Origin of the sequence: Actinoplanes italicus, from assembly GCF_003001815.1 — a bacterium.
Lineage (GTDB): Bacteria > Actinomycetota > Actinomycetes > Mycobacteriales > Micromonosporaceae > Actinoplanes > Actinoplanes italicus.
The window spans coordinates 23,224-37,628 of record NZ_PVMZ01000033.1; the positions used below are offsets into that span (position 1 = coordinate 23,224).

Here is a 14,405-nt window from a genome sequence, read left to right on the forward strand (position 1 = left end):
ATCTCCACAGTGGGAGAACCCATGCGCACACGCAGAATGACGGCCGTCGCCGCCGCGATGACCGCCGCCACCCTGATGGCCGCCTGCTCCAGCGGGACCAACTCCGGCGACAGTGGTGACAACCAGACGTTGACCATCGCGTCGGTCGACCAGGGTTCCGTCGAGAAGGTTGTCGACGCGTTCAAGGCCGCCAACCCCGGTGTCACGGTCAACCTGACCACCAGCGGCGCCGACCAGTACCAGCAGCAGATCCGGACCCAGCTGTCGTCCGGCACCGCGCCCGACGTGATGACCGTGTGGCCCGGCAACGGCAACCCGGGCGCCACCTACGTCATCGCCAAGCCGGGTTACCTGCTCGACCTGTCCGACCAGCCGTGGGCCGCGCAGCTGCCGGAGGCGTTCAAGAAGGTCGCCCAGTACGAGGGCAAGACCTACAACGCGCTGTTCGGGCTCAACGGCATCGGCGCCGTCTACAACGACCAGGCCATGACCAAGGCCGGCCTGACCGCGCCGGGCACGTGGACCGACCTGCTGAAGTTCTGCAAGGACGCGGCCGGTAAGGGCACTCCCGCCTTCGCCCTCGGCATCCAGGACAACTGGGTCACCCAGATCGCCCTGTACGCGCTGACGGCCACCACCGTCTACGGCGCCGACAAGGATTTCGACACGAAGATGGCGGCCGGGCAGGCCACCTTCGCCGGCTCGCCGTGGACCACCGCGATGGCCAAGTACCAGGAGATGAACAGCGCTGGCTGCTTCCAGAAGGACCCGTTGGGCACCAGTTACGAGGCCAGTCAAACGCTGGCGGCTACCGGGAAGACGCTCGGCATCATCCAGGGCAACTGGATCATCGGACTGCTCAAGCAGAAGAACCCCAGCGGCAAGTTCACCATGAGAGCCCTGCCCGCCACCGACAACCCGGCCGAGTTCATCATGCCCGCGGCCGCCGGCGCCGGGTACGGCATCAACGCCAAGGCGAAGAACAAGAACCTGGCGCTGAAGTTCGTCACCTTCGTGATGTCGCCGGAGGGCATGAAGATCTTCAACGAGGCGCAGGGCAGCCTGCCGACCCTGCCGGATGCTGGCACCACCGTCGACCCCGGCCTGACCGACCTGACGACGTTCGTCAAGGACAACCGGACCGTGCCGTTCATGGACCAGCTCTGGCCGAACGCGAAGGTGCAGCAGACCATGCTCAGCGGCCTGCAGGAGGTCTTCAGCAACCAGGCCACCAGTGACGAGGTCCTCAAGGACATGGACACCGACTACAAGGCGGGATCGTGAAACGACGTACAGCACTCGGACTGTCCCTCGCCGTGCCCTCCGCAACCTTGCTGACCGGCAGCCCCGCCGAGGCGACCGGCACCAGCCGTGGCCCTGGCTTGCGAGTCGTCGGCCTGCGCGTCGACGGCCGCGCCGACCAGCCGCTCGGGCTCGACAGCGTGACTCCGGTGCTGAGCTGGCGGTTCGCCGAAACCTCATCGGCTGCCGCGGACCGGCAGACCGCCTACCAGATCCGGGTCTGGGACGCCGGCCGTGACCGGCTGCTCTGGGACTCCGGCAAGGTCGGTTCCGCCGTCCAGTCCGGCGTCCGCTACGGCGGCAAACCGCTCACCTCCCGGCAGCGGCTGCGCTGGCAGGTCCGCGCCTGGGACGCCAACCGGCATGCCACCGACTGGAGCGCGCCCTCGTCCTGGGAGATGGGCCTGCTCGACCAGGCCGACTGGGGTGCCGCCCGCTGGATCGAACACCCCGGACGGGCCGAGACCCAGCCGATGCCGATCTTCGCCCGGCAGTTCACCGCCGACCCGCGCCGCAAGGTCGCCCGGGCCCGGCTGTATCTCTCCGGCGTGGGCATGCACCTGGCTACCGTCAACGGCCGCAAGTTGACCGATGAGGTGTTGGCGCCCGGCTACTCCAACTACCAGCTCTCCAGCGAGTACCGGGTCTACGACATCACCGGCGATCTGCAGAAGGGCAAGAACACCGTCGGGGTACGCCTCGGCAACGGCCCCGCCTACGTCCGGCGCAGCGTCACCAACCCGGCCGTCGGCAGGACCGCGCCGTACTCCTGGTGGCAGAGCCAGCTCAAGGGTGCCGGCACCCTGGCCACCGACGTCGAGGCCGGCGCCACCACTGTCACGCTGAGCGCCGTAACTGGCTACCACGTCGGCGGCACGATCAACGTCGACACCGGCGACGGCGGCGTCAACCTCGAGTCGCGTGTCATCACCGCGATCGGCGCGGACAGCATCACCTTCACGCCCGGCCTGTCCAAGCCGCACCCGGCCGGGGCCACGGTCACCGGCTCGGGCAACAACGTCGCGGCGAGCGATGCCAGTGCCGGGGCGGCCGTCACACCCCGGTTCATCGCGCGGCTCGAGATCACGTACGCCGATGGTCGGGAGACGGTGATCGTCTCGGACCGTGAGTGGCGCACCGCGCTGGGCCCGCTGATCACCGATGCCTGGTATTCGGGCTCGGACTTCGACGCCCGGCGTGAGCAGCCCGGCTGGGATCAGCCTGGTGCTGACCTGTCGGCGGCCGGGAAGCGGCGGGACGGCACGCCCACCGGGTGGATCACCGCCGGGATCGCGCCGCCGCCGAACCTCGCCACGAAGCTGGGCGGCCGCACCGCACCGCCGATCACGATCGCCGACCGGTACGAACCGGTGAAGATCACCAACCCGGTGCCGGGCACGTGGGTGTTCGACTTCGGCCAGAACATCGTCGGGTTCCCACTGCTCAAGCTCACCAGCGGCGTGCCGGCCGGCACGACGATCCGCATCTCACCGGCCGAATCCCTCGCGGCCGACGGCACTGTGGACCAGGCGTCACTCAAGGGTGGCGGCGGCAGCCGCGGTGTCGACCTGTTCAACACCTACACAACGGCCGGGCTGCGCGGCGGGGAGACCTGGCGGCCGGACTTCAACTACTTCGGCATGCAATGGGTGCAGGTCACCGGCCTGCCTCTCGACTACGTCCCGGCCAAAGACACGATCACCGGGCTGCGGGTGCAAGCCGAGACGCCGATCGCCGGCGCGGTGACCACGTCGAACGCGCGGGTCAACCGGATCCACAAGATGGCCTGGTACTCGTTCGCCGGCAACATCATGAGCGTCTTCACCGACTGCCCAGGCCGGGAGAAGCTGTCCTACCCGGCCGACTACACGATGCCGATGGGCTCCATCCACCGCAACTTTGACCTGTCCGCCTACCTGCGCACCCACGAGCGGCACCTGGTCGAGGGGCAGTCGGTCGCGGACACCCCGATGGCCGGCAACGTGGCGCTCAAGATCCCGGTCTACGACTGGGGCTATACCGGCCGGTTCGGCGACGAGATCAACTGGGGTAACGCGATCATTCTGGTGCCGGGCTTCCTGCGCCAGCTGTACGGCGACACCGAGACGGCGGCCCGCTACTACGAGCCGATGGTGCGGTTCGCTGACTACATCGCCCGGCAGAAGGCGGTCGGCAACATCGTCGACGCTGCCCTGGCCGACTGGGTGTCGGCCGAGCCGGTCTCCGGCCGCATCACCGGCACGTGGGGCTACTACCTGATGATCAGGGAGCTGGCCGAGCTGGCCCGCCTGACCGGACATCAGGCGGACGCTGCCAAGTACACGACCCTCGCGGGCGACATCAAGACGGCGTTCAACAACGCCTTCTGGGACCCGGCCCGGCGCCTCTACGCGGACAACGGCGCTGTTTCCCAGTCCGCGCAGGCGCTCGCCCTGGACGCCGGTCTCGTGCCCGAGCCCGAGCGGCAGGCGGTCCTTGACGGCCTGGTGGCGATGATCTACGCGTTCCACCCGAACGGTGACGGCCCGCATTTCAGCGGCGGCACCATCGGCATGGCCCCGATCGTGCGGGCACTGTCGGCCGGCGGCCGCGACGACGTGCTCTGGGACCTGATCCAAGAGGACGAGCAGCCCAGCTACGGCTACTTCATGGAGTCCACCGTCGCCAACCCGGGCGGCATGACGACCATGGGGGAGCGGTGGAACCGCGGCGACTCCAAGAACCACATGATCCTCGCCCAGATCGAGGAGTGGTTCCACGCCGGCCTGGCCGGCATCCGCGCCGCCGAGGGCACCACCGCCTACCGTGAGCTGGTCGTCCAGCCCAAGGTCGTCGGTGACCTGACCTTCGTCAAGGGCCACTACACCACGCCGCAGGGCACCGCCCGCTCCGAGTGGAAGCGCGAGGGCAACCGGCTGCGGCTGACCGTCACCGTCCCGCCGAACACCGCCGCCCTCATCCAGGTGCCGACGTTGGGCGGCCGGGTCACCGGTACCCCGCGCCGGGCGAAGTTCCTGCGCACGGACGGTGGCTACGCCGAATACCAGGTGCCGTCCGGCACCTATACCTTCACCACCCGATGAGACCCGGCCCGGCCTCCGCACCGTCCGCGGAGGCCGGGCCGGTCACGGCGAGAGGCACCACGTGGACTTCCCCGACGACTTCCTGTGGGGCAGCGCCACCTCGGCCCACCAGGTCGAGGGCGGCAACACCAACAACGACTGGTGGGACTTCGAACACGACCCCGCCTCGCTCGCGCGAGCGTCGTCCGGCGACGGCATCGACCATTTCCACCGGTACGCCGACGACTTCGCGCTCCTGGCATCGCTGGGACACAACACCCACCGGCTGTCGATCGAATGGTCCCGCATCGAACCGGCGCCCGGCGAGTTCAGCCGCGCCGCGCTTCTGCACTACCGGCGGGTCCTGACCGCGCTGCGGGGCACCGGCATGACGGCGTTCGTCACGCTGCACCACTTCACGCTGCCTCGTTGGTTCGCCGCCCGCGGTGGCTGGCTCGCCCCCGACTCGGTCGACACCTTCGCCCGCTACTGCCGCCACGTGACCGCCGAACTCGGTGACCTCATGCCGTTCGTGTGTACCGTCAACGAACCGCAGATGGTCGCCCTGCACGGCTACCTGGAGGGCTACCACCCGCCCGGCGTCACCAACCCGATGAAGTGGCGCCGCGTCGGCGGGGTCCTACTCGACGCCCACTTCGCCGCCGTCCGCGAAGTCCGCGCCACCAGCGACGCGCGGGTAGGGCTCGCCGTGCAGCTGCCGCTGCTGGAACCCGCCGACGCGGCCCCCGAGACCGCCGGCTTCCGGGCCATCCGGTACGAGATCGTCGACCGCCACCTCGACGAACTGACCGGACCCGACGCCGGCGACTGGGTGGGCGTGCAGTACTACCGCAAACAATGGGTCGACCCGGCGTCGCCCACCCTGTTCGCCCCGCCACCGCCCGGCACGCCGCTGACCCAGATGGGCTGGGCCGTCCACCCCGACGGCCTGCGCCAGATGCTGCACCGGGCTGCGAAGACCGGCCTGCCGCTGTACGTCACCGAGAATGGCATCGCCACCACCGACGACACCGAACGCCTCGAGTACCTCACCACCCACCTGGCCGCGCTGGCCCAGGCCCGGGCCGAAGGCGTCGACGTTCGCGGGTACCTGCACTGGTCCGCGTTCGACAACTTCGAGTGGAGCGAGGGCTACCGGCCGAAGTTCGGGCTCATCGCCGTCGGTGACGACTTCTCGCGTACGCCCAAACCCAGCGCGTACGCCTTCGCCCGGCTCGCCCGCACGGGACGCCTGGACGCACTGCCCGACCCCGGCGAACGGACGCCATCGCCGTGACGCTCCGATCGCCGGGCCGACTGGGGCTGTCACCCCGCCGTGGTCATCAGGGCGCGGGCCGTGGCCGGCACCAGGGGGCAGCTGCTGCGGTACTGCCGGATGCCGGACTGGTCCGCCAGCGGGCAGAGGAACTGACTGAACCGGGTGTCGTTGTCGACGAAGATCTTCAACCAGGGGATCATCGTGCGGGCCAGAGTGGTGCTCGGCTGGCCGATGTAGTTGTGGCCGGCACCGGTGATCTCGAGGTAAGCGCGCTCGGTCGTGGCCGGGTTGGTGTTGTACAGGCTGGTGAGCCGGGACGGCGGGACGAGGGTGTCGTTCTGCATCGCGTAGATCAGCGTCGGCACCCGGTCGCCGGCCAGGCTGTTCGAGGGCAGATACGGCGCGTTGCCGATGGCGGCCTTGAGGGACGGACGCCGCAGGGCCGCGTCGAGCGCGCCGCCGCCGCCCATGGAATGTCCCGCGACAGCAAGCCTGCCCGGGTCGAGGCGGCTGCGTACCGAGCTGCGCTGCGCCAGGTAGTCCAGCGCCGCGAGCAGTTGCGTACCGCGGCTGGTGGGGCTGTCGTTGAGGTTGTTCGTTTCGATCCCGAACACGATGAAGCCCTGACTGGCCAGTCGCGGGCCGAGCCAGGCGATGCCGGGCCAGGTGCCGTTGAGGCCCGGGGAGATGGCGAGGCCGCCGAAGGTTCCCTGGCTGGTGTCGGTCGGGTAGTAGATGACACCGCCGCCGAAGCCGTTGCCGCGCGGCACGCTGACCGAAGCGGTGGCGAACGGTCCGGTCACCGCTGCCACGCTGGCGGCGGTCGGGGCAGGGCCGCGCTGGTACGGATTCGCTGCGGCAGAGGCGGGCTGCGCTGCTGTGGTGGCGACCAGGCCGGCGGCGAGGGCGATCGCGGTGAATGCTCGTCGTACGAGCGTGATCGATGGCCGCCGGTTCGCGGACGGCGTGCGGTCCTCGTCTGTCATCGGGCTCCTCCTCGAGAGTGGCTGCGGCTACTCGCCAGCCGTCGGTTCGATCGCAAAACATCGATGATGCTGGATGAAAAACGTTATCCGCGTCAAGCGATACATCCGTACCTCATCGCTCGCCCTCCCGGGGAAGTGAATGAGGGGATATGGCTATCTGCCTGTAAATATCGACCTTGACCGCTGAGGTATCGATGTCTATGTTCGGCGTAACGCGCGAGAAACGTTGTCCGGGGACGAGCCCATACGGCGTCCGCGACAGTGGCTGCGTGCGTCAATCAATGTTCGATGACCGCCGCACCGCACCCCCGCTGGATGAAACGTTACAAAGCACCGCGAAGAGCGATGCTCCGCCGAAAGAATGAGGTCTGATCATGGACGCGCGAATGACCCGGAGAACCTTGATCGGCGGGTCGCTGTCCGTGGCCGCCGCGATGAGCATGCCGGCGGTAGCACACGCCGACGGCGGACGACGCGACGTGGCGGCCACCCGCTACGGGCAGGTGCGCGGGCGGCGCGAGGACGGCATCGTCAAGTTCCTCGGCGTCCCCTATGCGACCCCGCCACTGGGCAAGCTCCGGTTCCGGGCCCCGAAGCCACCCCGGCCGTGGTCCGGCGTGCGTGACACGGTGGACTTTCCCAACCCAGCCTTCCAGGCCCCTGGCGGCGAGATGGGACCGAACGGCAACGGCCGGATGCCGGCACCCTCCGAGGACTGCCTCTACCTCAACATCTGGACCCCGGCAGCCGACCGCCGGCGCCGGCCGGTGATGTTCTACAACCACGGCGGCGGCTACATGATCGGCTCCGGTTCGGCCACCGGGCAGGACGGCAGCCGCCTGGCCAAGCTCTACGACGTGGTGGTCGTCGAGTCCAACCACCGGCTCGGCCTGCTCGGCTACCTGTTCCTCGACGACCTCACCCGCGCTGACTATGCCGCCAACCAGGGCATGCTCGACATCCTTGCCGCGCTGCGCTGGACGGCCGAGAACATCGACAACTTCGGCGGCGACCCGGACAACATCATGGTGTGGGGCGAGAGCGGCGGCGGCGCCAAGACCGCTGCCGTCTACACCATGCCCGCCGCCGCGCCGCTGTTCCACAAGGCCTCGATCGAGAGTGCCGCGCCGCTGCGGTTCCCCACCCGCGACGGCGCCACCGCCCGCGCCGAACGTACCCTTCATCTGCTCGGCCTGACCCGCGCGGACATCGCGAAGCTGCACGACATCCCCGCCGGCCGGCTCCTGGAGATCCAGCAGTCCGAAGCCGCGAACGGGGTCGCGCCGTGGGGCGACCCGGACCCGCTGCCCGGCTTCGGCGCCTTCGTCGACGGCCGCATCATCCCCCGGCACCCGTTCGCCGACGGCGCCGCTCCCTGGTCCGCCGGCAAGCCACTGATGGTCGGGACCACCCGCGACGAGACAGTGTTCTTCAGCCTCTTCGGCCCGCCCGACATCTTCCGCATCGACGACGCAGGCCTGCGCCGGGAACTGAGCCGCACCTACCAGGGTGCCGAACTCGACCGGATCATCGCCACGTTCCGCGCGTCGCGGCCCGCAGCCACCCCGGCACAGCTCTACTTCGCGATCACCACGTCGCCGATCTGGCGCGACGCCATCAAGATCGCCGAAGCCAAGGCCGCGCAGCGCCGGGCACCGGTGTACATGTACCAGCTCGCCTACCAGGACCCGACCCTGGTGCCGGGCACCGACTTCCCGCTCGGCTCACCGCACGCCGCCGACATCCCCCTCAAATTCGCCAACACTCCCGACGACCAGCCGGCCGGCGAGCGGGCGACCGCCCGGCACATGAGCGCACTGTGGGCCGGCTTCGCCCGCGACAGCCACCCGAACGCGCCGCACGTGCCGCGCTGGCCCGCCTACACTCTGACCAGCCGCGCCACGATGTGGATCGACGCCCAATGCAAGATCGTCAACGACCCGGACCGAGCGGAACGACTTTTCTGGGGGAACCGCGAGCCGAGACGTTCCTGAAACAGCGCTTACGTCAGGTCAGGCGAGGTTCTGGGTGAAGAACTCGTCGAGCCGGTCGAAGGGGATGAGGTCCTTGCGGTCGTACAGGTCGACGTGGTCCGCGCCCGGGACGATCACGAGGTCGACGGTGCCGGGGGCCATCGCCTGGACGTCTTCGGAGTAGTAGCGGGAGTGCGCGTCGGCGCCGGCCACCAGCAGGGCCTTGCGGGGCGCCAGCAGGTCGATGTTGGTCATCAGCGGGAAGGCGAAGAACGACATCGGCGTGGTCGCGGTCCACGCGGTGTTGGAGTTGATCGACCGCGGGTGGTAGCCGCGCTCGGTGCGGTAGTAGTCGAAGAAGCTCGCCAGGACCGGGTCCGCGTTCGCCGGGAGGGTCTTGGGCAGGACGCGGTTGCTGGGGGCCACATTGCCGTCGGCGTCGAACGGGACCTCGTGGGAGAGCCGCGCGGAGGTGCCCTTCTCCGCGTCGATCCAGCGCTGCCGGCTGAGGTGGTCCACGACCTTCTGCCGCTGCTCACGCGAGTAGAAATCCTCATGACCGCGCGACATACTGCGCGACATGTCATACATCGAAGCCGTGGCGACCGCCTTGATCCGGCTGTCCGCAGCCGCCGCGGTGAGCGCCATACCACTCAGACCGCAGACGGCCTGCGCGCCGATCCGCTCGCGGTCGACGATCCGTTGCAGGCCGAGGAAGTCGACGGCGGCGCTGAAGTCCTCGGTGTAGATGTCGGGCGAGGCCACGTCGCGCACCGGGCCGCCGCTCTCCCCGGTGAAGGAGGGGTCGAAGGCGAGAGTGACGTAGCCGCGGCGGGCGAACTCGTTGGCGTAAAGACCGGAGGACTGCTCCTTGACCGCGCCGAACGGGCCGCTGAGCACCAGGGCGGGCAGCTTGCCCCGGGCGTTCTTCGGTACGTAGAGATCGCCGGCGACCGTGAGGCCGTAGCGGTTCCTGAACCGCACCGAGGTCCGCTTGACGTTCTTGTCCAGCGTGAAGGTGTAGTCGCCCTTGCCCGGGGCCCTGCCCTGCCCGGCGGGAACGGCGGCGCGGCCGGTCTCCGCACCGAAGGCGGGCAGAGCCGGGAAGGCGGCGGCCGCGCCGGTGGCGGCGATCAGTCCGAGCGCTTTGCGACGTTCCATGGAAGTGAACCTCATCTTTCGATTGGTGGGAACGGCGCAGACATCGGCGCCGTGTCGATTCCCTGAGTTCGCAGAGACGTTGTCCTGCAGGCTTCGTCGACCGACCGGTGCGGCCACGCACTGCTGGATGCTGTTTCTCCCGCGTGCCGGGCGGTCCGAACGCGCTGGTTCGGCTAGTCCCGGCTGCGGAGGTTCGGAGCGGCCGGTGGTGATGGCGCCTCAGCCGAACTGCCTTGTGCGCCGGCCGGGCCAACGTGTGGCCAGAAGGTCGCGTCCTCCTGACCGGTTGGCCATGCGTCGAGCGTAGGCCGTACGACACCGATGAGGGATTCCCTGTCGGTACACCCATTAACAAGGACTTCTTCGTCCTCGCGCGGGCACGTTGACTAGGTGCCGTGGACCTCGGTGGGGTCGCTCTCGATCGAAGGGAACGGAGCACGCCACGATGCTTCAGGTTGTCCCGTACAAGCCCATGGACCAGCGCATCGCCACCAAGGTCCTTCTCGCCTTCTGACGTGATGCCCTAACCCGATACGGGGAGATGCCATGCCCACCTCACGCACCATCGCCCGCGTGGCGCTGTCGGCGATCCTCGGCCTGGCTCTCGCCGCCTGCGGCGGCAACGGCCAGGCCGGTGCCACGCCCACTGCAACGTCCACGACATCGCCCGACAGCGCCAGCAGGGCGACGGCACCACCGAGCGACACGGCCGCGCCCCGGGAGGAACAGATGAATATCCAGATCACCATCAACGGTCAGCGCTTGCAGGCCACGATCTTCGACAGTGCCGCCGGCCGTGACCTGCTCGCCCACCTGCCGCTGACCGTCGATATGACCGACCACGGCGCGGTGGAGAAGACCGGCCCGCTGCCGGCACCGCTGTCACTGGACGGCCAGCCGGACGGTGCGGACCCCGACGTTGGCGATGTCGGCTACTACGCTCCCGGTAACGACCTCGTCCTCTATTACGGCGACCAGTCTTACTACCCCGGCATCGTGATCCTCGGCCGCCTCGACGGCGACGCCGCCAGCCGCATCGCCGACATGGACGGCGCCGTCACCGCGACCGTCGAACCCCGCACCGCCTGAACCCACCACGCCCGACCTCAACGGGAGCCATCAGCGGCGCCCCGACATGTCAACGGACGCCGCAAAGCCGGCTCCCACCCAGCTCCGCGGACACCGCCCGCATCAACCGATGCCGTCAAAGGACGTGACATGACCAGCACAGGCCCCACCCGCGAACAGACGTTCACCGGCAAAGTCGCCTTCGTCACCGGCGCCGCCGGCGGTATCGGCAAGGCCACCGCGCGAGCGTTCGCCGCCGCCGGTGCGACCGTGGCCCTGGCCGACCTCGACCAGGCCGGCGCGCACGCCGTCGCCGCCCAGATCCAGGCTGACGGAGGCACCGCCATGGCGTTCGGCCTCGACGTCACCGACAGCGACGCTGTCAAGGCCACCCTCGACCAGGTCGTCGCCGTCTACGGCCGCCTCGACCTCGCCTTTAACAACGCCGGCATCGAGCAGAGCCACACCACCACCGCCGACACGACCGAGGCGGACTTCGACAAGCTGATGACGGTCAACGTGCGCAGCGTGTTCCTCTGTCTCAAACACCAGCTCCCCCTCATGATCGCCGGTGGGGGCGGCGCGATCGTCAATACCTCCTCCGGCGCTGGTGTCATGGGCATCGCCCAGCAGGCCACCTACGCCGCGACCAAACACGCCGTCATCGGTCTCACCAAATCCGCCGCGCTCGAGTACGCCGCCCAGGGCGTACGCATCAACGCCATCTGCCCCGGCATCATCGATACCAAGATGATCGAGCGCGTCAGCGGGGGAACCGACGAGGGCTACGCCCAGATGATCGCCCAGGAACCCATCGGCCGCCTCGGACGACCAGAGGAGATCGCCTCCGCGGTGCTCTGGCTGTGCTCGCCCGGCGCTGCTTTCACCATCGGGCACGCCCTGGTCGTCGACGGCGGCCAAACCGTCTGAGCTATGTGGCTGCCTTTCGGCCTGTTTTCGCAGCCGGCACTGACCATGGGCCTGCCGGACTTCGTCTCCGGTGCTCGGCTCGGCGTCACCGTGAGCCGATCCGAACACCGGAGACAGGGTCCCCTCCCGTCACGTGCCGATGGCTGACAGGCCGCGGTCGGTCGACAGCTTCCGGGATGCTTAAGCCCCGTCGCCGACGCCGGCTTCTGGACGCGGTTGTGCCAGGTCACCGGCTCGCGCACGTCGTCCACCTGACCGGCGAGGTCGAAGTGGTGGAGTCGCAGGTCGCGGCCCGAGCCGGCGTCCGGGTGATCAGCGACCGACGAGCGAGATGTGCTGCTCGTTGTAGCGGTTGCCCCGCACGCCGATGCGGGCGGCGAGTTCGTTGAGGTCGGCGAGTTCGTCGGCGGACAACGGCACCCGCACCGCTGCGGCGTTCTCCTCGATCCGTTCCCGGCGCCGGGTCCCGGGGATGGGCACGATCGAAGGGTGCTGGGCGAGCAGCCAGGCCAGGGCGATCTGCCCCGGGGTGGCGTCCTTGGCGCCGGCCAGTCCGGTGATGTGCTCGACCAGTGCCTGATTGGCGGCGCGGTTGTCGCCGGTGAACCGCGGGATGCTCGCGCGGATGTCGCCGGCGGTGAATTCGGTGGCGGCGGTGACGGTGCCGGTGAGGAAGCCCTTGCCGAGCGGGCTGAACGGCACGAACCCGATACCCAGCTCGGCGCACGTCGGCAGCACTTCGGGTTCGGGGTCGCGGGTCCACAGCGAGTACTCGCTCTGCACTGCGGTCACCGGGTGCACGGCGTGGGCGCGGCGGATCGTGTCCGCGGCGGCTTCGGAGAGGCCGAAGTGGCGGACCTTGCCGGCCTTCACGAGTTCGCCGACGGTGCCGGCGACGTCCTCGATCGGCACGTCCGGGTCGACGCGGTGCTGGTAGAACAGGTCGAGCGTGTCCACCTGCAACCGGCGCAGCGACGCGTCAGCGACCCGCCTGATCTGCTCGGGCCGGCTGTCGAGCCCGACCGACTTGCCGCCTTCGATGCGCCACCCGAACTTCGTGGCGATCACGACCTGGTCGCGCAGCGGCGCGAGGGCCTCGCCGACGAGTTCCTCGTTGACGTACGGGCCGTAGACCTCGGCGGTGTCGAAGAAGGTGACGCCGCGTTCGACAGCGCCGCGCAGCACGCCGATCATGGCGTCGCGGTCGCCCGGGTTGGGCCCGTAACTCTGGGACATGCCCATGGCGCCCAGGCCGATGGCCGAGACCCGCAGGCCCTGGCCGAGGATTCGTGTGTGCATCGATGCTCCAGTCGTTGTGTCGAGGTTCGGGCAATGGCGCAGCAGGGTTTGACGGCGCGCCGTGCGTCCACGCCGGGCCAGACGTGTCGACGCGGTAAGGCCGGTGATCGGTCAGTGTGATGCGAGGGCCGCCGCTTCGCCGGCTGTTGGTACACAGTCTGGGCTCAGCGGGCGGTGTAGCCGCCGTCGACGGGAAGGGCGACGCCGACGACGAAGCCGGCGCCCGGGCTGCACAGCCACAGCACGGCGGCGGCGATCTCCTCGGGTTCCCCGAGCCGGTTGATGGGCTGGTCGGCGATCGCCTCGTCCCGGTCGAGTTCGCCCTTGTCGATCATATCGGTGACCATGGGGGTGGCGATGGTGCCGGGGCAGACCGCGTTGATCCGGATACCGCGGGGCGCGTATTCGAGGGCGGCGCTGCGGGTCAGGCCGATGACGCCGTGTTTGCCGGCGTGGTAGGCGGCCCGGCCCGGCAGGCCGACGAGCCCGCCCAGGGAGGAACAGTTGACGATCGCGCCGCTGCCCTGCGTGCGCATCTGGGCGAGCTCGTGTTTCATGCAGGCCCAGACGCCGCGCAGGTTGATCGCGTTGACCCGGTCGAAGACGTCGGCACTCTCGTCGGCGGCGTCGCTGGGCGGCACCTGGATGCCGGCGTTGTTGGACGCCATGTCCAGGCGTCCGAACCGTTCGACCGTGGCGTGTACGGCGGCGGCGACGCTGGCCTCGTCGGCGACATCGCACGGCACGCCCAGCACCCGGTGCCCGGCGTCGGTCAGCTCGGTGGTGACCGTGTGGAGTGCGTCGGCGTTGATGTCGGTCAGCGCGACCGCGGCACCGGAGGCGGCGAAGGCGCGGGCGGTTGCCAGGCCCATGCCGGAACCGGCGCCAGTGACCAGGGCCACCTGGCCGGTGAAGTCGTAGGTCGGATTCACAGTCGGGCACCCTGGTTGGCGCTCGGGTAGTGCTCGTCAGTGACCGGTTCGAGCCAGGTGGTCGGGTCGCCGCCGTCGGGTTTGGCTTCGAGCATCGCGAGGTGGCTCATGAACGTGGTGTCGGCGGCGCCGTGCCAGTGCTCCTCGCCGGGTGGGCAGAGCACGGTTTCGCCGGCGTGGATATGCAGCACCGAGCCGTCGCGGGTGCCGACGAGGCCGACGCCTTCGGTGACGTGCAGAGTCTGGCCGACGGCGTGGGAGTGCCAGTTGGTGCGGGCGCCGGGGGTGAACCGGACCAGGGCGACGGTCATCCGCGACGGTCCGGTGCCGTTGTAGACCGGTGTCATGTAGACGTCACCGGTGAACATTCGCGGTGGCATCTTGACGGTGGGCTGCACAGCCTGAAGGTGCAT

General features: G+C 69.3%; 11 protein-coding genes. 6 read left to right on the forward strand and 5 right to left on the reverse strand.

Annotated features, from left to right (window positions below):
* The first annotated feature begins 21 nt into the window (after nucleotides 1-21).
* The 3 genes from CLV67_RS46145 to CLV67_RS46155 all read left to right on the forward strand — a co-directional run bounded on the left by CLV67_RS46145 (nucleotide 22) and on the right by CLV67_RS46155 (nucleotide 5,661).
* Nucleotides 22-1,284 (forward strand): ABC transporter substrate-binding protein, encoded by a 1,263-nt coding sequence (locus CLV67_RS46145; RefSeq protein WP_239166889.1) that lies wholly within the window; start codon nucleotides 22-24, stop codon nucleotides 1,282-1,284.
* The gene (locus tag CLV67_RS46150; RefSeq protein WP_106330330.1) at nucleotides 1,281-4,385 is read left to right on the forward strand and encodes an alpha-L-rhamnosidase; all 3,105 of its coding nucleotides are present in this window, start codon (nucleotides 1,281-1,283) and stop codon (nucleotides 4,383-4,385) included. Before CLV67_RS46145 ends, CLV67_RS46150 begins: the two co-directional genes overlap by 4 nt.
* A 61-nt stretch (nucleotides 4,386-4,446) precedes the next feature.
* Complete coding sequence (locus CLV67_RS46155) at nucleotides 4,447-5,661, forward strand: glycoside hydrolase family 1 protein (protein WP_106330331.1); 1,215 nt, start codon at nucleotides 4,447-4,449, stop codon at nucleotides 5,659-5,661.
* Nucleotides 5,662-5,690: 29 nt separating this feature from the next.
* On the opposite strand, the gene CLV67_RS46160 is transcribed toward CLV67_RS46155, so the two are convergent.
* A complete protein-coding gene (locus CLV67_RS46160; RefSeq protein ID WP_146169575.1) occupies nucleotides 5,691-6,629 on the reverse strand; it encodes a dienelactone hydrolase family protein in 939 nt (312 codons plus the stop codon).
* Nucleotides 6,630-7,015: 386 nt separating this feature from the next.
* On the opposite strand from CLV67_RS46160, the gene CLV67_RS46165 reads away from it, so the two are divergent.
* Nucleotides 7,016-8,623: a carboxylesterase/lipase family protein gene (locus CLV67_RS46165; protein ID WP_239166890.1), complete on the forward strand. Its 1,608-nt coding sequence runs from the start codon at nucleotides 7,016-7,018 to the stop codon at nucleotides 8,621-8,623.
* Nucleotides 8,624-8,641: 18 nt separating this feature from the next.
* On the opposite strand, the gene CLV67_RS46170 is transcribed toward CLV67_RS46165, so the two are convergent.
* Nucleotides 8,642-9,763 carry an alpha/beta hydrolase gene (locus CLV67_RS46170; protein ID WP_146169576.1) on the reverse strand — a complete coding sequence of 374 codons (1,122 nt, stop codon included), beginning with the start codon at nucleotides 9,761-9,763 and terminating at the stop codon, nucleotides 8,642-8,644.
* Nucleotides 9,764-10,309: 546 nt separating this feature from the next.
* On the opposite strand from CLV67_RS46170, the gene CLV67_RS46175 reads away from it, so the two are divergent.
* Nucleotides 10,310-10,852 (forward strand): cyclophilin-like fold protein, encoded by a 543-nt coding sequence (locus tag CLV67_RS46175; RefSeq protein ID WP_106330333.1) that lies wholly within the window; start codon nucleotides 10,310-10,312, stop codon nucleotides 10,850-10,852.
* A gap of 129 nt (nucleotides 10,853-10,981) precedes the next feature.
* Nucleotides 10,982-11,761, forward strand: coding sequence for a glucose 1-dehydrogenase (locus CLV67_RS46180; RefSeq protein WP_106330334.1), 780 nt, complete (start codon nucleotides 10,982-10,984; stop codon nucleotides 11,759-11,761).
* Nucleotides 11,762-12,073: 312 nt separating this feature from the next.
* Here CLV67_RS46180 and CLV67_RS46185 read toward each other — a convergent pair whose 3' ends face one another.
* The 3 genes from CLV67_RS46185 to CLV67_RS46195 form a co-directional block, all read right to left on the reverse strand.
* On the reverse strand, nucleotides 12,074-13,060 hold the full coding sequence (locus CLV67_RS46185; protein WP_106330335.1) for an aldo/keto reductase: 987 nt from the start codon (nucleotides 13,058-13,060) through the stop codon (nucleotides 12,074-12,076).
* 164 nt (nucleotides 13,061-13,224) lie between these two features.
* Nucleotides 13,225-13,992, reverse strand: coding sequence for an SDR family NAD(P)-dependent oxidoreductase (locus CLV67_RS46190; RefSeq protein WP_106330336.1), 768 nt, complete (start codon nucleotides 13,990-13,992; stop codon nucleotides 13,225-13,227).
* Entirely contained in the window at nucleotides 13,989-14,405 is a 417-nt protein-coding gene (locus CLV67_RS46195) for a (R)-mandelonitrile lyase (RefSeq protein WP_106330372.1), read from the reverse strand. Before CLV67_RS46195 ends, CLV67_RS46190 begins: the two co-directional genes overlap by 4 nt.